At 65.3% G+C, this 19,193-nt stretch carries 12 protein-coding genes and 1 pseudogene; 5 read left to right on the top strand and 8 right to left on the bottom strand.

Going from position 1 to position 19,193, the window contains the following annotated elements; translation table 11 throughout:
* The first annotated feature begins 4 nt into the window (after positions 1 to 4).
* The 3 genes and pseudogenes from C4S68_RS15830 to C4S68_RS23640 form a co-directional block, all read left to right on the top strand.
* A complete protein-coding gene (locus C4S68_RS15830; protein ID WP_235011636.1) occupies positions 5 to 2,233 on the top strand; it encodes a VWA domain-containing protein in 2,229 nt (742 codons plus the stop codon).
* Positions 2,234 to 2,401: 168 nt separating this feature from the next.
* Positions 2,402 to 3,328, top strand: a complete 927-nt coding sequence (locus C4S68_RS15825) for a tetratricopeptide repeat protein (protein ID WP_103934044.1) — start codon at positions 2,402 to 2,404, stop codon at positions 3,326 to 3,328.
* A gap of 92 nt (positions 3,329 to 3,420) precedes the next feature.
* Positions 3,421 to 3,636 (top strand): annotated as a pseudogene (locus tag C4S68_RS23640) (CZB domain-containing protein); the annotation flags it as partial.
* A gap of 133 nt (positions 3,637 to 3,769) precedes the next feature.
* Here the strand turns inward: C4S68_RS23640 and C4S68_RS15815 are convergent.
* The 5 genes from C4S68_RS15815 to bamD form a co-directional block, all read right to left on the bottom strand.
* Entirely contained in the window at positions 3,770 to 3,964 is a 195-nt protein-coding gene (locus C4S68_RS15815) for a DUF5522 domain-containing protein (protein ID WP_103934042.1), read from the bottom strand.
* On the bottom strand, positions 3,961 to 9,135 hold the full coding sequence (locus tag C4S68_RS23635) for a DEAD/DEAH box helicase (protein WP_235011635.1): 5,175 nt from the start codon (positions 9,133 to 9,135) through the stop codon (positions 3,961 to 3,963). Before C4S68_RS23635 ends, C4S68_RS15815 begins: the two co-directional genes overlap by 4 nt.
* 154 nt (positions 9,136 to 9,289) lie before the next feature.
* The gene (locus C4S68_RS15795) at positions 9,290 to 9,712 is read right to left on the bottom strand and encodes a hypothetical protein (RefSeq protein ID WP_103934041.1); all 423 of its coding nucleotides are present in this window, start codon (positions 9,710 to 9,712) and stop codon (positions 9,290 to 9,292) included.
* A 219-nt stretch (positions 9,713 to 9,931) separates the two neighbouring features.
* Positions 9,932 to 10,876, bottom strand: a complete 945-nt coding sequence (locus tag C4S68_RS15790; protein ID WP_103934040.1) for a pseudouridine synthase — start codon at positions 10,874 to 10,876, stop codon at positions 9,932 to 9,934.
* Positions 10,877 to 10,985: 109 nt separating this feature from the next.
* Positions 10,986 to 12,959, bottom strand: coding sequence for an outer membrane protein assembly factor BamD (gene bamD / locus C4S68_RS15785; RefSeq protein WP_103934039.1), 1,974 nt, complete (start codon positions 12,957 to 12,959; stop codon positions 10,986 to 10,988).
* Positions 12,960 to 13,264: 305 nt separating this feature from the next.
* Between bamD and C4S68_RS15780 the strand changes: the two genes are divergently transcribed.
* Positions 13,265 to 15,169, top strand: coding sequence for an RHS repeat domain-containing protein (locus C4S68_RS15780; RefSeq protein WP_160115190.1), 1,905 nt, complete (start codon positions 13,265 to 13,267; stop codon positions 15,167 to 15,169).
* Here C4S68_RS15780 and rpe read toward each other — a convergent pair.
* Complete coding sequence (gene rpe / locus C4S68_RS15775) at positions 15,159 to 15,839, bottom strand: ribulose-phosphate 3-epimerase (protein ID WP_103934037.1); 681 nt, start codon at positions 15,837 to 15,839, stop codon at positions 15,159 to 15,161. The genes C4S68_RS15780 and rpe overlap by 11 nt on opposite strands.
* Before the next feature lie 102 nt (positions 15,840 to 15,941).
* Here rpe and C4S68_RS15770 point away from each other — a divergent pair, with 102 nt between their 5' ends.
* Positions 15,942 to 16,340 (top strand): nuclear transport factor 2 family protein, encoded by a 399-nt coding sequence (locus C4S68_RS15770; protein ID WP_103934036.1) that lies wholly within the window; start codon positions 15,942 to 15,944, stop codon positions 16,338 to 16,340.
* Positions 16,341 to 16,407: 67 nt separating this feature from the next.
* Here C4S68_RS15770 and C4S68_RS15765 read toward each other — a convergent pair whose 3' ends face one another.
* Together C4S68_RS15765 and C4S68_RS23415 are read right to left on the bottom strand one after the other, a co-directional pair.
* Positions 16,408 to 17,295 (bottom strand): DUF4262 domain-containing protein, encoded by an 888-nt coding sequence (locus tag C4S68_RS15765; RefSeq protein ID WP_160115189.1) that lies wholly within the window; start codon positions 17,293 to 17,295, stop codon positions 16,408 to 16,410.
* Positions 17,292 to 19,085 (bottom strand): excinuclease ABC subunit UvrC, encoded by a 1,794-nt coding sequence (locus C4S68_RS23415; protein WP_200821565.1) that lies wholly within the window; start codon positions 19,083 to 19,085, stop codon positions 17,292 to 17,294. Before C4S68_RS23415 ends, C4S68_RS15765 begins: the two co-directional genes overlap by 4 nt.
* Between the last annotated feature and the right edge of the window lie 108 nt (positions 19,086 to 19,193).

Raw genomic sequence — 19,193 nt, 5'->3', positions numbered from 1 at the left:
CACGATGACGGTAGCCTCGATGCGAAGCATGGCGGTGGTGGGGTTGACGCTGGTGGCGTCGTTGCAGCCGTGGGCGCTGACAGCACAGACGGCAGCGCCGCAGCAGGTGCCTGCGCCGGCCGACGCGCAGGCGCAGTACGACAGGAACGCAGCGCGGCAGGGCGCGAAGGGCTTCACGCTGAGCGTGAACGCGGACATCGTGCTGACCAACGTGGTGGTGCGGGACAAGAAGTCGGGGCTGCCCGTGACGGGGCTGAAGGCCTCGGACTTCACGATCATCGAAGACAAGACGCCGCAGAAGATCGTGAGCTTCGACTACCAGAACGTGGACCAGGCGGCGCAGCTGGCGGAGAAGTCCACAGTGGTGGGCAAGGCCAGCGTGGCGGACCTGCTCGAGAAGAACTTTGCGGCCGACCCGAAGGCTCTGCACGATCACCGGCTGATCGTGCTGTTCTTCGACCTGAGCTCGATGCAGGACGAGGACATCGACCGGGCTGTCGATGCCGCTACCGATTACGTGAATAAGCAGATGGCCCCGGCGGACTTGGTGGCTCTGGTGAGCATGTCCACAGGCCTGACGATGGACCAGGACTTCACCAGCGACAAGGCTGCGTTGCTGCGGGGGATCAAGCGCTATAACGGCGACGACGAGACGGGCTTTGCGAACGGCGGCACGGGTTCGACGGACGGCACCGGCGACGACGCGACGGCGTTTGCAGCGGACGATTCGGAGTACAACTCGCTGAACACGGACCGCGAGCTGCTGGCGATCCAGGCGATCTCGAAGTCGCTGGAGCATGTGGACCAGCGCAAGTCGATGCTGTACTTCTCGGGCGGGCTGACGCGCCAGGGCGTCGAGAACCAGGCGAGCCTGCGCGCGGCCACGAACGAGGCCGCGAAGGCGAACATGGCGATCTATGCGGTGGACACGCGCGGACTGCAGGCGCTGCCTCCGGGCGGTGCGGGCAACTCGGGCTCGGTGCGTGGGACGAGTGCGTACTCGGGATCGTCGATGACTGCGCAGCTGGCCTCGAACTACAGCTCGCAGGAGACGCTGGATACGCTGGCGCGCGATACAGGCGGCAAGGCATTCTTCGACGACAACGACTTTGCGCCGGCCTTTCAGCAGATCCAGCATGACACCGAGGCGTACTACATCCTCGGCTTCCACTCGACGAACAAGGCGCGCGATGGCGGCTATCGCCACCTGACGGTGAAGGTGAACCGGCCGGACGTGAAGCTCGAGTTCCGCCCCGGCTACTACGCCCCCGCGGACTTCCAGCACCAGAAGACCGAAGACCGCGAGATGGCGCTGACCGAGCAGATGCGCAGCGACCTTCCCGCAACCGACGTGGCGCTGTATCTCCAGGCGCTGTACTTCCGGCAGAACGAGACGCTGTTCTACGTTCCGGTATCGCTGGTGATCCCGGGCTCGCAGATTCCCTTCACGACCGTGAAGGACATGAGCAAGGCATCCATCGACGTGATGGGCCGGGTGCAGAACGCGCAGGGCGTGACCGTGGGCAATGTGCGCGATACGGTGAAGCTTTCGCTCGATGCCTCGCAGCACGTGGAGCGCAAGAATATCCAGTACGGTACGGCGTTTACGCTGGCGCCGGGACGCTACCACCTGAAGTTCGTGGTGCGCGAGAACCAGACCGGAGCGATGGGAAGCTTCGAGACGGACCTGCAGGTGCCGGACATCAAGAAGCTGCCGATCAAGACGAGCTCGATTGTGCTGGCCAGCCAGCGCGTGCCGGACACCAGCAAGAACAGCGGCAGCAACCTGCTGGTGCGCGATGGCCTGAACTGGGTGCCCAACGTGGCGCACGTCTTCCGGCAGGACCAGCACCTGTACTTGCTGTACGAGGTGTATGACCCGGCGCGCGCGAAGGATGCTCCTGCGCCTGCTCCGACGCCGGGGATCGTGCGGCGCGATGCAGGGCCGGTGCATGTGCTGACCAGCATCGAGTTCCTGAGCGGCGGCGTGAAGGTGTACGAGACGCCGCTTGTGACCGCCGACGTGGTGAACGTGCCGACGCGCGGTGCGGTGGCGTTCCAGTTCGATGTGCCGCTGGCGCCGCTGAAGCCGGGGACGTACATCTGCCAGGTGAACGTGATCGACGATGCGGGCGGAAGCTTCACGTTTCCAAGGATGGCGGTGCGCATCCAGCCGGCCGCAGCAGCGGCGCAGGCTGCGGCGAGTCCGGCGCCTGCTCCTACCGCGCATTGATGAGTTTCGCAGGCTGAGGATGAGCCGTGACCGGCTCATCCCTGCTCCCAGAATCGGGACCCGGAGCACCTCTGCGGCGTAAGTCCGGAAGGCCAGGTCGAGAGAAGGCTTGACGCGCTATCGGGCGCGGCGCATGATGTTGGGCCACCGACAAGGAGGGGCCCTTCCATGCGCCCACTTCGCTGGCTCTCAACAACGTTTGGCCTTTCGATGCTCGTTGTGGTCGCGCTTACGGCGACCGTCGCTGCAGCGCAGAAACCTGCAGCTTCGACGTCTCCCGAAGAACGCGCCAGCCTGCATAGCGGCCCGGAGTGGGACTCGATCGCACCACATCTCCCTGATCCGAAGACCGCGAGCGCCGCACAGCTGGAACTCGCCGGGGATGTGTTGCGAGCCCGGCGCTTCCCGGAAGACTCGCTGGACTACTACGAGTTTGCGGTGCAACGTGGCGGCGAGGTAACGCACCTGCTGAACAAGATGGGCATTGTGCGCCTGGAGCTGCGGCAGAATGAGCTTGCGAGGGAGCTGTTCCTGCGCGTGGTCCGTGTGAACAAGAAGAACTCGCAGGCATGGAACAACCTCGCGGTGGCGGAGTTCACACAGAGCCATTACGGCTCGGCGATCGAAGATTACAGGAAGGCGATCCACTACGACCGGCGGTCCGGGGTGTATCACGCGAACCTCGCCATGGCCTACTTCGAGAAGAAGGACATGGAGGGCGCGCAGACGCAGCTCGCGGCGGCGCTGAAGCTGGATCCGACGATCATGCGTGCACGCGAGGCGGGTGGCATCACCGCGCACGTGGTGGGATCGCGGAACTATCCGCAGTTCTGCTTCGAGCTGGCGAGGCTTTACGCGCGGTCGAAGCGGCCGGCCCTGGCGCGCGAATGGCTCGCGAAGGCCAGCGAAGGCGGCTACGACGTGCGCTCCGAGATGGCGGACGACGATGCCCTGCGACCGTATCTCAACGACCCTGAGGTGAAGTTGATGCTGGCCAACGCGGATGAGCTGCGCAAGCGACGCGTGGCGGCAGCAGGAAGCCTGCCGGCGCTGGGCAGCCCCGCGGCTGCGCGACCGCAGCCGGAGTCAAACTAGGCCGATTCACGCGGTCAGGATCGAACAGCCGGAGTTGAAGCGCCGATATCTCGCTGTGCAGCCGCGATGCGGTCTGGCCAGCGGGGTATCCCATGGACTTTCGATCAGCCGTCACCTCGCATTCGGAATGGAAGGCGAAGCTGTCGGGATACCTTTCGCAGCCGAATGGCAGCCTGGACGCAGCCACGGTAGAGCGCGACGACCAGTGCGAACTGGGCCTATGGCTGCATGAGGAAGGCATGGAGTGGCATGACCTGCCGGAGTATGCTGCACTGACTGCTGACCACGCCCACTTCCATGAAGCTGCAGCTGAAGTGGTGCGCCGCGCCGACGCCGGCGAACGCCTGAACCACGAGACCGTACTTGGCTGCGGCAGCGCCTACATGGATGCGGCCAAACGCATGGTGATCGCGCTGATCCGGCTGAAGGCGCGAACCGAAGTCAGCCAGCAGACGCCGATCCCTCTTCTTCAGAATAGGGACAGTGACGGCAGCCATTGCCACAGCAGTAGCCACGGCGAAGCAGGAAGCTCGCGGTAAAGACGACAAAGCCGTCTTCAGTGTAGAAGTCCTCGTCGGCGTCGGCCGGGGCGGGATTGCTGCGCTCTGAGGATGGCGGCGGCTCGGAAAGGCTCACGAGAACAATCGTAACGAGTCGTAGCTCGCGGCAACAGGCTGCGCGGTGTTGGCTTCAGAACGAAGCAGGTCGGCCATGGAGCGGGTGCGAGCCTTCTTTGGCGGAAGTCTAGCCGCGACCGGCTGCGCGGATTCGTCTTCGAAGACGGCACCGTCGATGAAGCGGACCGCTCGTCCGGGAATGGCTGCAACGCGCTCGCCGGGAACGAGGATGCCGGCGAGGTTGAGGGGGTCGGCGGCGGCGACGGAGAGGATCCGGGGCTCGGCACCAGCAGAACGGGCGGAGCTCTGTTTCCGAGCTGCGCGGAGGGAGTCGACGGCCTCCTTGAGGGCATACTGCTCACCGAAGGGACCGGAGACAAAGCGGCCGCCGCGAATCTCGCCGCGGGCCTCGAGGCGCCGGAGGATAGGGACGAGATCGCGCCACTTGGGGGCGTTTGACTCGCGCGCAAGGAGATCGCGGAAGAGAACGCCGTAGCGCGTGAGCAGAATGCGGGCGTGGGCGTCGAGGGCGGCATCGCGGGACTTGGCGTGGGCGATAGCGCGTGCGCGAACGTCCTGCGAAGCCCACGTCTCAGAAGCGAGACGTGGGGCACCCGGAGCTGCAGGTCTCTCCGCTCCGGCCGCGAAGTGCGCGTCCTCCGGTCGAGATGACACATTTGCCAGGAGGGACCAGCGGCCGGCGGTGGTGCGGGCGAAGGCTCGTTTGCGGAGGCTGGTGGCCGGCGTTTGCGCGATGGAGGCGGACTTGCGGCGGGGGTCCATCATGGCCCGGAGCTGGTCGAAGCCGTCGGCGGAGGCGAGACCTGCCGTCGCGAGCTCCCAAAGGGCGGTGGTGGTCTCGAGCTTTGTGAGGCCGGACTGGCGCTGGAGGTCGGCGGTGAAGGCCGCGCCCCTGTCGTGAAGGAGCGCGCGGATGGCCTGGGCCTGTGGCGAAAGCGACTGCGCGAGGATGGGCTCATCGATGCACTTCTCGGCGAGGGCGTGATGCAGCCAGTCGGCGGACTCGCGGAGGAAGAAGGTGATGGGCGCAGCGGAGGTGGGGATGACTCTACGTGGCCCTTGTGATGCGGAGGCGGGTTGGGCTCTCTCATCCCGGGTTCCCAAAGGCGAGGGACCCGGGGCACCCGAATCGTTCCACGCGGGGTGCGGAGAGATCCGGCCCCAACCTACGATGCCGGCGAGGCAGAGGTTATCGAGCCAGGTGGGGTCGTAGTGGGCGACGCGCGAAGGGAGCAGGGTGCGCTCCCATTCAACGGCCGGAGCTTCGAAGCCTTCGAGCTGTTCGATCGCCGCGAGGACGCCTTCTTCCCCGCTGAGTTGGGACTCGGGCGTGACGTGCTGCCAGGTGCCGAGCCAGTCCATGAATACGGCGGGGGCAACGGGCTCAATGGCCTTGCGGAGGGTGCCGAGGGTGAGGCGATGAATGCGCTGGAGGATGCGGCGCTCGCACCATTCGATGGAATACGGGTCAGCTTCGCTCGGCTTGGGGCACTCGAAGACGCCACGCATGGCGAGGCCCTGGATCTCCATGGCGAGGGCGGACTGGAAGAGCGTCGCGGGGTCGAGCTGGAGCAGCGCGCCCAGCCCGGCAGGCGTGAGCGGGCCGAGGATCTGCAACCAGCCCTGCGTGAGGGCGAGGGCCGCAGTGTCGCGCGGAGCGAAGGACTGGGGCTCTCGGTACTCAGTGCCGGCGAGGACGAAGTCGCGTGCGGCTGCTCGGGGTGCTGGCAGGTCGAGGGCAGCAAGCTCGGGCCAGAGGAGCTTCGCGTCTTCGAGGCGCTCGGCGGCGATCCAGAAGTGGCGATCGCCAACGGGGAGGGCGAGGGCTCGGCCTTGTTGGGCGAGGCGGTCGAAGAGGGTGGGCCAGTGACGGGCGCGGTGGGATGAGGGTCCAGAGTTTAGGGCCCAGGGGCCAGCGTGCGGAGTCGTTGCAGTCGCCGGTGGAGAAGCAGGTCTCTCCGCTGCGCTGTGCTCCGGTCGAGATGACACATTTGCGGAAGAGTCCGATTGCGATGACACATTTGTTGTGGGGTCGAGACCGATGAAGTTTGTGGGAAGGGCGACGAGCTGCAGCAGGAGGTCATGCAGCTCGTGTTCGTCGCGGATGTCGGGGAAGAGTTCCTCGCGAATCTTTTCAATGGCTGCCGGATCGAGAAGGCCTTCGCCATCGGCGATGTTGTCGGGCAGGGTGCGCCGGGTGGTCACGTTGCGGGCGCGGCGTTCTTCCAGGCCGGCTTCGTCGAGGTAGGCGTAGGGCATGGCGTTGATGAGCTCATGCGCGAAGAGCGAGGGCACGGGCGTGTCGACGGCGAGGCATTGGATGGCGCCGGACTCGATGCCGGCGAGGAGTTCTTCGAGGCCTTCGATGTCCATGGCCTCGGTGAGGGTGTCCTTCATCACCTCGCGGACGAGCGGGTGGTTGGGGATGACGATGTCGCCGGTCATCGTCTCCGGGCAGGCGGAGGCGTGGGGGAAGACGCTCGCCAGCAGGTCATCGGATCTCGTTCGTTGAATCTGAGGCGCGACGCGCTTGCCTTTCTGCATACGGAGCAGCTGGAGCGAGCGCCCGGCGGCCCAGCGCCAGCGGTTCTTGAAGAGCGGGTTGGGGATGCAGGCCTGCTCGAGCAGCTCGCGCGCGGTGTGCACCGAGAGGAAGCGGAAGACGTCGGAGAGCGGGAAGCTGTGCTGCTCGGCGAGGGAGATGTTGATGCCGTTGTCGGTGGCAGCGGCCTGAAGCTCGAAGTTGAAGCCGCGGCAGAAGCGCTTGCGCAGAGCGAGGCCCCAGGCCTTGTTGAGGCGGCCGCCGAAGGGAGCGTGCAGGATGAGCTGCTGGCCGCCGCCTTCGTCGAAGAAGCGCTCGGCGATGATGGTGGTTTTTGTGGGAACGGCGCCGAGCACGGCGCGGCCGGTGACGATGTAGGCGATGAGCTGGCGTGCGCCGGAGTCGGAGAGGAAGCAGGTCTCGCGGAGCCAGGCGATGGTGGAGAGGAGCTGGTGGTGAGGGGATTGTTTGGGTTGTTGGGTGTTGGTCGTTGGGTGTTGGGGTTGAGATGCAGGTCTCTTCGCTGCGGCCGCAAAGGGCGCGGCCTCCGGTCGAGATGACACCTCAGGGGTAGGTCCTTCCCACATCTCTTCGAGATATGGGGCACCCAGATCGTTCGGCTTCAGGTTGCGGGTGCGGACGTCGATCTCATGACGGAGATCACTGACGCCGTCGCTGAGGACGGAGGTGCGCTGCGGGGCTTCGCCTTCCCAGAAAGGGATGGTGGGTGGAGCGCCGTGGGCGTCTTCGACGAGCACCTTGCCTGCCGGGTCGACGCGCTGGATGCGCCAGCTGGTGTTGCCCAGCAGCACGACATCGCCAGGAGAGGAATCGACGGCGAAGTGCTCGTCGAGGGTGGCGATCTGGACGTTCTCGGGCTGCAGCATCACAGCGTAGTTGGCCGTGTCGGGGATGGCGCCGCCGTTGGTGATGGCGATGGACCGCGCGCCGCGTCGAGCCTGCAGGCGGCCGTTTACGCCATCGTGCAGCAACAGCGCGCCATAACGGCCACGCGTGCTCTCGATGCCGGAGTGGAGCAGACGCACGACCTCGTCGAACTCGGTGCGGGTGAGGTTGCGATAGGGCCACGCGCGGGTGACCAGAGCGTAGAGCGCATCTTCCTCCCACGGCTCCGCACCGCAGGCGGCGACGATCTGCTGCATGAGGACGTCGATGGGAGCTTCGGGGACTTCGAGGAGGTCGAGCTCGCCGGCGGTCATCTTGCGCAGAAGCGCGGCCTGCTCCATGAGGTCGTCGCGGGTGAGGGCGAAGAAGCGGCCCTTGGGGATGGCTCCGCGCCAGTGGCCCGCGCGGCCGACGCGCTGCATGGCTCCGGCGACGTTGCGCGTGGTCTGGATCTGGCAGACGAGATCGACGGAGCCGATGTCGATGCCGAGCTCGAGCGAAGCGGTGGCGATGAGGATCTTGATCTCACCGGCCTTGAGGCGCTGCTCGGCATCGAGGCGCATGGCGCGGGAGAGCGAGCCGTGGTGCGCGCCGACGGCGTCTTCGCCGAGGCGTTCGGTGAGCTCAAAACTGATCTTCTCGACGAGGCGGCGGGTGTTGACGAAGACCAGCGTGGAGCGATGGCCCGTGGTGTAAGCCGCGAGCTTGTCGTAGAGCTCAGTCCACATGGCGGTGGAGGCTACGGACGAGAGCTCGTCGGAGGGGATTTCGATGGCGAGGTCGAGGGTGCGGCGTTGGCCGACCTGGATGATCTGGGGGGAGGGGCCAGGGTTCAGGGCCCAGGGGCCAGGGTTCAGGGCCCAGGGCTCAGAGGGCGCTGTGGCGCACAACTCCTCCGGGGCTGAAGCCCCTTCAGTGCGGGTGTGCGCTTCCGCGGGCTGAAGCCCGCTGCTGCTCCCGAAGAGGAAGTTGGCCACGAGCTGGATGGGATTCTGCGTGGCAGAGAGGCCGATGCGTTGTGGGGCGCGGGCCATGCCGGTGAGCATCGCGCCGGGGGAGAGACGGTTTTCGCCACGGACGAGGGCATCGAGGCGTTCGAGGGTGAGGGCGAGGTGGGAGCCGCGTTTGTCATCGGCGACGGCGTGGACTTCGTCGACGATGATGGTGTCCACGCGGGCGAGGTTCTTGCGGGGCTTCTCGGCCGTGAGCAGCATGTAGAGCGACTCAGGCGTGGTGACGAGGATGTGCGGCGGGTGGCGCAGCATGGCCGCACGATCTTTCTGTGGGGTGTCGCCAGTCCGGACGCCGGTGCGAATCTCCGGGCAAAGAAAGCCGCGCTGGAGTGCCAGTTCGCGGATCTCGCGCAAGGGGCCGTCGAGGTTCTTCTGAACGTCGTTGGAGAGCGCCTTGAGGGGCGAGACGTAGAGGATGTGGGTCCAGGGAGCGAGGCTGCCCGAGAGCGCTGCGCGCAGGAGGCGGTCGATGGCCACGAGAAACGCGGCGAGGGTCTTGCCGGAGCCAGTAGGCGCGGAAATCAGCGTGGGATCGCCGCGGAGGATGGCGGGCCAGCCCGCGATCTGGGGCTCAGTGGCGGAGCCGAACCTGGCGAGGAACCACTCGGCAACGACAGGGTGCGCCCAGGCGAGAGCCTGCGCGGGGTCGTCCACGCAGATGCCTTCGAGCAGCACTCTGTTGTCGAGCAGTCCCTCTGGCGAAGCCATGTGCGATTGTAGCGCTGTTCGTGGTTTGTTCGCCTGGCGGGAATGTGTTCGATCCGGAGAACGAAATGGCCCCGGCGAGCATTGCTCGCCGGGGCCACTCCCTCGTCAGAGAGGTGCCGCCTGCTGGTTCTGTGTTGCTGAGACGTGGATCAGCTTAGCGGGGGTGACCGCCGCCATGATAGTCGTGATCGACATGCTCGGCGTGGCCGTCGTAGTAGTGGCTGGCGTGGAAGTTGTTCCAGTGATCATCGGGCTCGCGATAGGCCCCGCCGCGCTCCGGGAAGGGGCCACGATAGCCGTAGTGGGGGTCATAGGCGTGGTTGATGTGGCCGTGGAAGTGATCTCCGCCGTGGTACCAGCGACCTGCGCCGATGAAGACGCCGTTCGAGAACCACTCCGGGCCATAGTAGCCGTACGGAGCGCAGCGATAGGGCGCGTAGCCGTAATAGCCGTACGAGCAGACAGGCGGAGCGCCAATGTTCACGCCGAAGGTCACCTGAGCCTCGGAGGCCCTGGGAGCAGCTACCGTCAGAGCCAATGCTGCCGTTGTGAGAGCAGCCAACTTGAAGAAACTCATCGTTCGTACCAACCTTTCGTGATTCCTGGAACGCTGTTCTGTACTGGGTGCTGGGCCTGCGCAACAGGTCCAATTTGGACACCGCAGCGGGCCAGCTGCGCTTGTGCCCCGGCCTCTGAATGATATGCGTCGTCCCGGCAGGAAAGCTGACCTGTCAGTAAGAGGCCACGCAGGCTCCTGCGGTTGTGCGGAGGCGCGAGAAACCTCTGTGCTTTCCCACTAGCCGCGGCTGCGGCGAGTAGGCGGCTTCGGTCCGGGACGATTGCTGGTGGGCCGCTTTCGCTTTGGCGCGACAGGCTTCTTGAGCTGTGCGGCTTCGGGCATCACCTTCTTGCGCTCGACCTTCTTGCCGGCGGCGGCGCGGCCCAGGGCCATCACCTCACCCATGGTGAGCTCGCGGAAGGCTCCCGGCGGAACATCCAGAACGAGGGCTCCGTATCCGATGCGCCGGATCTTTTCGACGTGATGGCCGACCTCTTCGAACATCTTGCGGAGCTGGCGGTTGCGGCCCTCGGTGAGGGTGACCTCGAACCAGGGGTTGTCGCCGCCCCGGACGCGCTCGACCTTGGCGGGTTGGGTCATGACCTTGACGCGCTTGCCCTTGGCGTTGTCGGGCGTGATGCGACCACGATCGATAAGAACGCCGCGGCGAAGGATATCGAGCGACTCCTCTGTGGGGATGCCTGCGACCTTGACGAGGTAGGTCTTCTCCACGCCGGCCGAGGCCTTGGAGAGCTTGTTGGCGAGGTCGCCATCATTCGTGAGGATCAGCAGGCCTTCGGAGAGATAGTCGAGGCGGCCGACCGGAAAGAGACGCGGCATGCGCTTGTGCTCGCCGGTAACCTTCTTCTGCGAGTCCTGGCTGATGAGGTCCAGAACGGTCTTGCGGCCTTCGGGATCTTCGTTCGTGGTCACATAGCCGCGCGGCTTGTTGAGCATGAAGTAGCGCACGGCCTGGCGGCCATGCAGCAGCCTGCCGTCGACGCGGACATGGTCGTGCTCGAGGTCGGCACGGGTGCCAAGTTCGGTGACGGTCTGGCCGTTGACCTGAACGCGGCCCTCGAGAATGTACTGCTCGGCGGCGCGACGGCTGGCGATACCGGCTTGTGCCAGGATCTTCTGCAGCCTGTCGCCGCGGGGGGTGTCTTCCTGCTTGCTCTTCATATTTCCTGCCTCTGCGCGCTCTCCGCGCTTCGTGGTGTCCTGTCCAACGAAAAGGAGCGCCCTGCCCTTCGGCAAAGCGCCCCTTCTCTTTCGCCAGTCCGTGTTGAGTTTAGAACGGGTTCAGCTTGTCGAGCCCCTTCTTCTTCTTGTCCTTGCTGGAAGACTCGTCGGCCTTGTCTTCCTTGGGGGACTTGGTCTTCTTCTTCTTGCCCTTGGCATCGGTCGACTGATCCGCGGCCTGGGCAGCCTGCGGCTTGCCCGCAGCCTCGTTGATCTGGTCAGGAGCGTCGGCAGGCTTCTCAACATCCGGCAGCGCGCTGGTGTTGGTTGGAGCCGCGGTCTTGAGGCCGAAGTTGGGATCGGCCTTGCCCGTAGCTGAAGGCAGGTCGCTTGCCGGAGCAAAGGCGGGCTTGGCCGTCACAGGAGCTGAGCTGCCGCCGTTGGGCGAAAGAACCTCAACGCCAACGCCCGTTCCGGAGGCGCCACCTTCCGTGGCCGGAGTCATCGGAGCGACCGTGCTATCGGTGGTGCTGCCGCCCGGGCCCGGGACGTCCAAGAGCGAAGGTGCCGCCGTCGAGACAGGTGCAGCGGGAGCCGCCGGGGTATCCCCTGCAGCATCGCTGACGGGAGCGTTCGGAGCCGCGCCCGGCTTGGGCGCGTTGGGATTCAGTGCGGCGGTATAGGCCTCACGAATCTCCTTGAGGATGCTGGGAGCGGTGGTCGCCGGTGGATCGTCCAGCGGCGGTGCACCGATCTGCGCGGCCGTGACGGTGTCAGGGCGATGCATCATCAGGAGCTCGAGGCGACGGCGGATGTTGTACTGAGCACGGCTGCCTTCAAGGGCGTCGCTCGCGGCGACCTGCTCCGCCGTCGGCGTCGGGATGGGCAGACCCATCGACGCGAGGCGCTCCTTGGCGTCTTCGACATGCGGCGCCGCAGCGTGCTCGAGCACGACCTTGCGGTAGGCATCGGCGGAAAGGCCATCGTCATACTGCAGGAGTCGGGCCTTGATGTCTTCGGAGAGGCACGGGCCCACTGGCTTGACGTTCGGAACGCAGGTAGGGGTATTACGGACAGCCCGAGCCTGCGCGGCGTACGCATCGCCCTTGCCGATCAGGGCGTCATCGAGGTGGCTGTACAGAGGGTAGCTGTCGATGACGGTGTCGTAGCGGGCGATGGTGGCGGCCCAGTTCTCGTGCGAAGCGTAGAAGGCAGCGATCTCAGATTCACGCGTGGCGAGGATCTCCTGCACCTCGCGCAGCTTCTGGGTAGCCTCGTCGCGAACTTCCTTGGGCGAGTCCGGGTACTGCTTGAGCATGGTGCGGTACGCCGCTTCGGCCTTGTTGGCCTTGGCGTAATCGCGGTCCGGAACGTCCATCTGCTTGAAGTAGATGTCGCCGATGCGCATCTGGGCTTCGGCGGCTTCGGGGACGTTCGGGAAGAACGTGATGAAGTCGTTGTACTCCTGCTCGGCCTGGGTCAGGGAGGCTGTGCCGCCTTCCTTGTACCAGCAGTCGGCGACGGCGAGCTTGGCGCGCATCAGGTACTGCGAGTCAGGATAGGTGTTGAGCAGGGTCTGGAGGTCGAGGCGAGCTACGTCGAAGTGGCCGCTCTTTTCCTGAGCGAGAGCTTTGTCGTAGAGCTGCTTGTCGGGCAGGGACGCGTCCTTACCGACGAGAATCTTGTCGCGGGACTCTTTCTTGATCTCCCGGCGGGTGTCCTTGGTCTGGGTGACGCGGTCCTTCTTGTCGACCTTGGGTGCGTTGGCCTTGGCCTCTGCAGCCTTGGCCTTAGCCGCCTTCGCCTGTTCGGCCTTGTCCTGGTCAACCTTGGCCTGTTCGTCCGGCGTGCGGACGCGGGCGAAGATGGGCTTATGCTTCTTCGGCGCCGGCTGGTCGTCCTTCGCAGCAGTGGATGAGGACGTGCCAGAGGCCGGGGTGCCGGAGGTCTGCTGCGAAGTTGAAGCTGGCGCGGCAGCATCCTGAGCCTTCAGCGGCAGGGAGACAAGGGCCACAGCCAGGGCCAGACCAGCAAGCTGGGCTGCCTTGCGGCTGGGGAAGAAACTGGACATCGTAAAGCGCATGAAGACTCCGGAACCTCGTGGAGCGCCGCCCGCAAAGGCAGACACACCTGTCCATTGTAGCCGCCGGATGGCCGGGATCGCATCCTGCCGGGCGGCAAAGTTGGCGTAGTGAGGGGGCCGCAGAGCCCCGTAGATGTGGGACGGGCGGGAGCCGCCGTTGTCAACGCGCCTTGGCGATCGACTTGGTGGCCTGGGGCGGCGCGATGAACGGGTGTGCCGCAGCCTGGGCAGGAAGCACTGTGGCGGCAGGCGGTTACGACCTTCGAGGGATAACCCGTGCAGGCCGGCGATGCGATACAGATACGGTGGCCACCTACAGAGCTCCAGACGCCCAGCCGACCTACCAGTTCCGCAACCCTCCGGGCGACGACCCGGGCGGGTTCTTCTCCCCGCGAGGGCCACGGCGGCCGTTCTGGAAGATTCTCGGCGTGCAGATCGCCGCAGCGGTCCTCATGTACCTCGGACTGACGGCGGGGCTGATCTGGGGAGTCCTCCGGTTTCTTGGTGATTTGGCCAACATCGGCTCCGAGGCGCGGTCGTCGCTGCTGGTCCACAGAGGCGAGATTGCTCCGATGTCGGCGCTGTCCGGAACAGGCCGGATCTATTTTGTTCCTCTGGGACGGCTGTCAGGCCGGTACTCTCTGGAAGAGTTCGCACTGCAGCTGCGTAACAAGTATGCGCTGGAGGTGGTGGTGACGGAGCCGATGCCACTCGATACGAGAGCATGGAACGGCAGCCGCAGACAGTACGGCGCGCAGCTCCTGATGGATTCCATCCGGCAGGCAAAGCCCGAGATCGCCGGAGAGAAGGATGCGACCGTGATTGGGGTGACCGACGCTCCGGTCTACAACATCGTGTCCCGCGGAAACTTCAGCATCACGGCACGGCGGGAGGACGGGTACGCGATCGTCTCGACGGCTGAGCTGGACGCTTCGCGGTCACGACGAGCCCTGGATCGGCACAATACGGAAGTAGCCAAGCTCAGGATGCGGATGGAGCGCTCGCTGCTGCGGGACATCGGCGTGTTGCACTGGCACCTGCCGCTGAACTTCGATCGCACCAGCCTGCTGTACTGGAACTTCGACCCGGACATTCCCGCGACGGAGATCTTCGCTTCGGACCTCGATCCGGTCGAGAGCGGCAGCGGAAAATTCTTTCGCGAACCGTGCGTGTACGTCTCGTATTCGGCGAAGACGGGGACGGTGGATGCCACCGGTGAGCAAGTCCGCGAGTGTGGCGACCTGCCCACCGATGAGGCCGACGAATCGGTGGAGACCTTCGAGGTCAACCTCGAACAGCAGGTGATGTCGGTTCGGCATGTAGACCTCTACCAGCCGGGACCGATCCCGTTGCGCTTCGGGAGGTCGATGCGAAGCGACTGGCAGAAGACGAACGGCTTTGGCGTGAGCGGAGACAACGACTACGACCGGTACCTTGCGACCTCCGACGCGATGCGGCAGATCGAGGTGGTGGATGCGCAAAGCACCGTGTGGCTGAAGCGGCTGCCGACTTGGCTGAATATCCTGCAGTGGAACCACTGGGTGGATGAGTACGACTCCGGCTATGAGCAAAGGATGGATTGGGTCGGCGGGCGAAGCCGCTTTGTGCTGGCGCGTTATGACGGCGAGCGGGAGTGGTATCTGCCCTGCGATGACTCGACGGTGTGCTATCTCGATGCCGTGGAGGACGGCAACGGACACAGCATTCGCATGGAGCGGGACGCGGTGAATCGCGAGCTGGCGCGGGCGCAGGCGTCGGATGGAAGATGGCTGGAGCTCAAGTACAACGGCCAGAGAGACATCGTCTCAGCGACCGATAACCTGGGGCGCAAGGTGAGCTACACCTATAACGCTGCGGACCAGCTGGAGAGCGTGCTCTTTCCCAGTGGCGAGACGCACGCGTACACGTACGACAAGGCCGGCCACCTGCTGAGGTTCCAGGCGAATGCGCAGGCCACGACGCAGAAGCAGGCGGCGCAGATGGAGATGGCATACGACTCGAAGACCGGCTATCCACGATCGCAAAAGCTTGCCGATGGGACGGTGAACACCTTCGACACTCTGCTGGGTAGCAACGGACAGATCACGCAGGTGAATCTCCAGCTGGGCAGCCGGAGATTCCGGGTGGACCTATGGAAGGGCGGCGGCGGGGTACTTCACGCGGTGGACGCTGCAGTCCCCTCAGGACGCAACGGAGCCCCTACGCGATGAGCGACGCCGGATCGGCGGCGCGGGCGATCTCGAGAAAGCGCTTGGCGTTCTCCTCGGTCTTGCCGGGCTCGAAGATGGCGGATCCGGCGACCAGCATGTCGGCTCCGGCCTGAACGACGCTGGCCACGGTGTCGTCAGCGACGCCGCCATCGACCTCGATGCGATAGTTGAGGCCCATCTCGGTGCGCAGACGGGCGAGGTGCGCGATGCGGGCGACCGAGCGCGGGAGGAACTTCTGGCCGCCGAAGCCGGGGTTCACGCTCATGACGAGGACGTGGTGCACCATGGGCAGCACCTCGACGAGCATCTCGATGGGCGTGGCGGGGTTGAGGACAACGCCCGCGAGCATGCCGTTGTCGGTGATGTGCTGCAGAGTGCGATTGAGGTGACGGCAGGCCTCGATCTGCACGGAGATCATGTCGGCGCCGGCCTTGGCGAAGTCGGGGATGAAGGCGTCGGGATCCTCGATCATCAGGTGGCAGTCGAGGGGAAGCTTCGTGACCGGGCGGATGGCCTTGACCACGGGCGGCCCGAAGGTGATGTTGGGGACGAAGTGGCCGTCCATCACGTCAACGTGGACAATGGTGCCGCCGCCGCGCTCGGCGGTGGCAATTTCGTCGGCGAGATGCGCGAAGTCCGCAGCAAGGATGGAGAAGGCCAGCTCGATCATGAGGCCTTCAGTTTAGCAGCGGGGGGATGCATGGCGTTCAACCGCAAGGATGTGCACGGGCGGGATAATGGGCCGTGCGTTCCAGGACGCTGAGGGGGTTCCATGGCAGACACGAAGAGTGTGATCGAGCAGGCATACACGGCGTTCAACGCGCGGGATATCGACGGCGCACTGACCCTGATGACAGAGGATGTGAGCTGGCCGAAGGCTTCCGAGGGTGGGACGGTCGTCGGAAAGGATGAGATTCGCGCCTATTGGACACGGCAGTGGAGCGAGTTTGATCCGCATGTGACGCCGACGGCCATGAGTGAGGGAGATGACGGCAAGGTGCTTGTGCGCGTGCACCAGCTCGTGAAAAGCCTCGCAGAAGATGTGCTTTGGGACGGCGAGGTGGTGCACACCTTCACGATGGTCGATGGGCTGATCGCAGCAATGGAGATCGGTGGCCCTGGCGATGAGGCTGAGGCGGGGCCATCGGCGGCGTTTGCGCATCGGGGATGATTTGAGGTGGCCCCGGAAGGCTCAAGCCATGGAGCATCCCTTGCGGACAAATTGCGGATGAGGGTTATCAGTCCGGCTGCCCATCGGCATCAGGCTCGTCTTCCTGGGCAGGACTTTCGAACCTCTTCCAGGGAGCGCCGACATGGTCGCGCATCGCGTACCAGCCGTGGGGCAGGTCGTGCAGTTGGCGCAACGTAGGGTCTTTGTCGATGGGGTGATGGAGGCAGGAGAGCACTGGGCCTCCGCCATCGGACATCTTGTCGCCGAGAAACTGCCAGGCACCGTCGTCGGCGTCGTGCGAGACATAGGTGACGGGCTCTTCACCATCGTTGACAGTCTTCGTGAGGTAGGAGTTCGTGTGGGGATCGTCGGGAAAGGGCCAGTCGGCGAGGTATCCGGGCGAGAGTCCGTGGCGATCCGACTTTGGTTCGTTGCTATACCAGAACCGCCGTTCCAGCTCCCCTTCGGGTTGCCCCGGTTGCAATAGGGGCTGCGCGTAGTCTGAATCGAAATCGTCATCCCAAGGAAACCGATTCGCGGCGTCTGGGTAGATGAGTTGGAGCACTGGGAAAGCTTCGCCCCCGTAATACCAGTTGGTGCGAAGCATGACGTTCGGAAGCCACTTTGGATCGACCGGCCGAAAAACCACATCCACGTTGCCGAGGATGCCGGATATCGGTCCATGGGTGAGGTCAGCGCCCTCGCGAAGGAGCTCTGCGGCGCGGTTCATTGCTTTGAGCGCCCCACTTGGGGCGAGCGCAACGGAAAGAAGCTCGGGCTGACCGCAGGTGTCAAAGACACCTACGGTGTATGAGAAGGAGTCTGGATGTGAGCTGGATTCGCCAACGCTCCACACCTCCAATCCTGTGGACTCGATACGATCCAGTGTCTTGAGGAAGCTCCCCCGTGTTTCTTCGGCGCGCCACCGAGCGATGCGACTTGTAGTGAAACTCACTGGGACTCCTCGACAACCTGAGATGGCAGGACAGCTTTACCTCGACGGCTTCGCTTGGGCAGGACGGGGACAGTGCGCTCTACGCCTTCGCGGCCTTCGTGGAGGGTGCGGGTCTTGAGGTCTTTGGTGAGTTCTTTGGCGGCTTCTCGCTGGACGGGTGGGAGCTCGGCGGGTGGGCCGAGGACGGCGCGGGCGGCGGCGTTGAGGATGCGGCGGATGGGCCACTCCCCTGCTGCGTTGGGCAGGAAGGGCTCGCCGGATCGCTGCCTTTCGGGGCGGTAGTACCAGCGGCGGAAGAGGGAGAGGAAGTCGCAGCGCTCGGAGATCTCGGGGTCGCCGGCAGACTCGGCCTGAGCGTGGAGGTCGGCGAGGACGGCGCGGGCTCGGTCTTCGGGGGACAGGGTGAGGGCCGAGGGTTTAGCGCCCAGGGCCCAGGGTTCAGGGGGGACTGCCGGGAACGGTGTGGGTTGTGCGGGAACCCGCGTCTCAGAATCGAGACCCTTCGACGAGCTCAGGGCAGGCTCTGGGGCACCCGGATTTGTGATGGTCCCAAGATCCGACCCTGAGTCCATAGAAGAAGCAGCTCTCTCCACTTCGGCTTCGCTTCGCTGCGCCTCCGGTCGAGATGACACAGGTTGGGACGGCTCGGGAGCTGGTTCGTCGAGGGGGATGGCGGCGAGCATAAGGGGCTGCGCGAAGAGGCTGCTGCCCACGGCGGTTTGTTCGCGGACGGCGCGGACGCCGAGGGTGGAGAGTCGAGCGGGGCCGAGGATGCGGCCGCGTTCGAAGAGGAAGATCGCGGCGTCGAGGCTGCTGTCCTGCGAGGCAGGTGCGGCCGGAGATGCAGGTCTCTCCGCTGCGTCCGCAAAGAGCGCGGCCTCCGGTCGAGATGACACATTTTGCGGGGAGTCGACAGCCGGTTCGAGATTGGCAGGCGCGGCCTTCTGGACGATGAGGGCGCGGAGGTCAGGGGCGGGGCGGACGATTTCGTCGGCGAGGTTGGCAGCGGCGCGGGCCTTTTCGTACTGGGCGTGGAGGGCGGCGGCTCGCTCGAAGTCCATGGCCTCGCTGGCGGCGTCGCGGTCGGCGGCGAGCCGGGTGAGCATGGACTCGCCGCGCGTGGTGAAGAAGGCGGCGACCTTATCGGCCTCGGCACGATAGTCGGCGTCGGTGCAGGCCTGCTGGCAGGGGCGGAGGCACTTGCCCATCTCGCCGTAGACGCAGCCGGGATGGTCGGGATAGGGCGCGAGGTCCTCGTAGCAGCGGCGGAGCTTGAAGAGCTCGAGGACGGCGTCGCAGTGGCGCTCGGCGGCGGCACGTGAAGGGTAGGGGCCGATGAACTCGGCGAGGCTGCGCTTGGAGAGCTTGTTGGTCGCGTAGACGCGCGGGTAGGCGTTGGTCTGGGTGATGCGGAGGAAGTAGGGCGCGTGCAGGCGGAGGCGTTTGCGAGCAGCCTCAGCACCAAATGTCGAGCGCGTTGCGCAGTATAGGACGAGGACGGACTCGAACTCGGAGCCGGTGCGGGTCCACTCGATGAAGCGGACCTTGTTGCGGAGGTTGAGGCGTTTCGACAGCACGGGTTGGCCGGAGTCAGCGCTCAGCTCGGGCGGGGCGAGGAGGCGCTTGAGACGGCGGCGGATGTCTGCGGCACGGGTAAGGTAAGGCTCAGCAGAGGCGTCGGCGCCACGGAGAGCGAAGACGCCCGCGGCAGCAGGCACCTGGCGCAGGATGCGCTCGGCATCTTCGGGGTCGAAGGCGACGTTGTGCTCGAAGTGGAAGGCCGCGCTCACAGGTTGGATTGTAGTTGGAAGCGGCTACGCCGTTGGCGCGTTGCGTTAGCGGCTTCGCCGGTAGCCGCTTCGCGGTTAGCGGGGATGGAGGCGCTGCGGAAAGATGGG

Source organism: Bryocella elongata (genome assembly GCF_900108185.1).
Lineage (GTDB): Bacteria > Acidobacteriota > Terriglobia > Terriglobales > Acidobacteriaceae > Granulicella > Granulicella elongata.
The sequence above is the reverse complement of the archived record's forward strand: the minus strand, read 5'-3'. Positions and strand labels throughout refer to the sequence as shown.

Excerpts from the sequence above, each read along its gene's own strand:
- C4S68_RS15830 (WP_235011636.1), top strand. The coding sequence starts at position 5 with ATGACGGTAGCCTCGATGCGAAGCATGGCGGTGGTGGGGTTGACGCTG.
- C4S68_RS15825 (WP_103934044.1), top strand. The coding sequence starts at position 2,402 with ATGCGCCCACTTCGCTGGCTCTCAACAACGTTTGGCCTTTCGATGCTC.
- C4S68_RS23635 (WP_235011635.1), bottom strand. The coding sequence starts at position 9,135 with ATGGCTTCGCCAGAGGGACTGCTCGACAACAGAGTGCTGCTCGAAGGC.
- C4S68_RS15795 (WP_103934041.1), bottom strand. The coding sequence starts at position 9,712 with ATGAGTTTCTTCAAGTTGGCTGCTCTCACAACGGCAGCATTGGCTCTG.
- C4S68_RS15790 (WP_103934040.1), bottom strand. The coding sequence starts at position 10,876 with ATGAAGAGCAAGCAGGAAGACACCCCCCGCGGCGACAGGCTGCAGAAG.
- bamD (WP_103934039.1), bottom strand. The coding sequence starts at position 12,959 with ATGCGCTTTACGATGTCCAGTTTCTTCCCCAGCCGCAAGGCAGCCCAG.
- rpe (WP_103934037.1), bottom strand. The coding sequence starts at position 15,839 with ATGATCGAGCTGGCCTTCTCCATCCTTGCTGCGGACTTCGCGCATCTC.
- C4S68_RS15770 (WP_103934036.1), top strand. The coding sequence starts at position 15,942 with ATGGCAGACACGAAGAGTGTGATCGAGCAGGCATACACGGCGTTCAAC.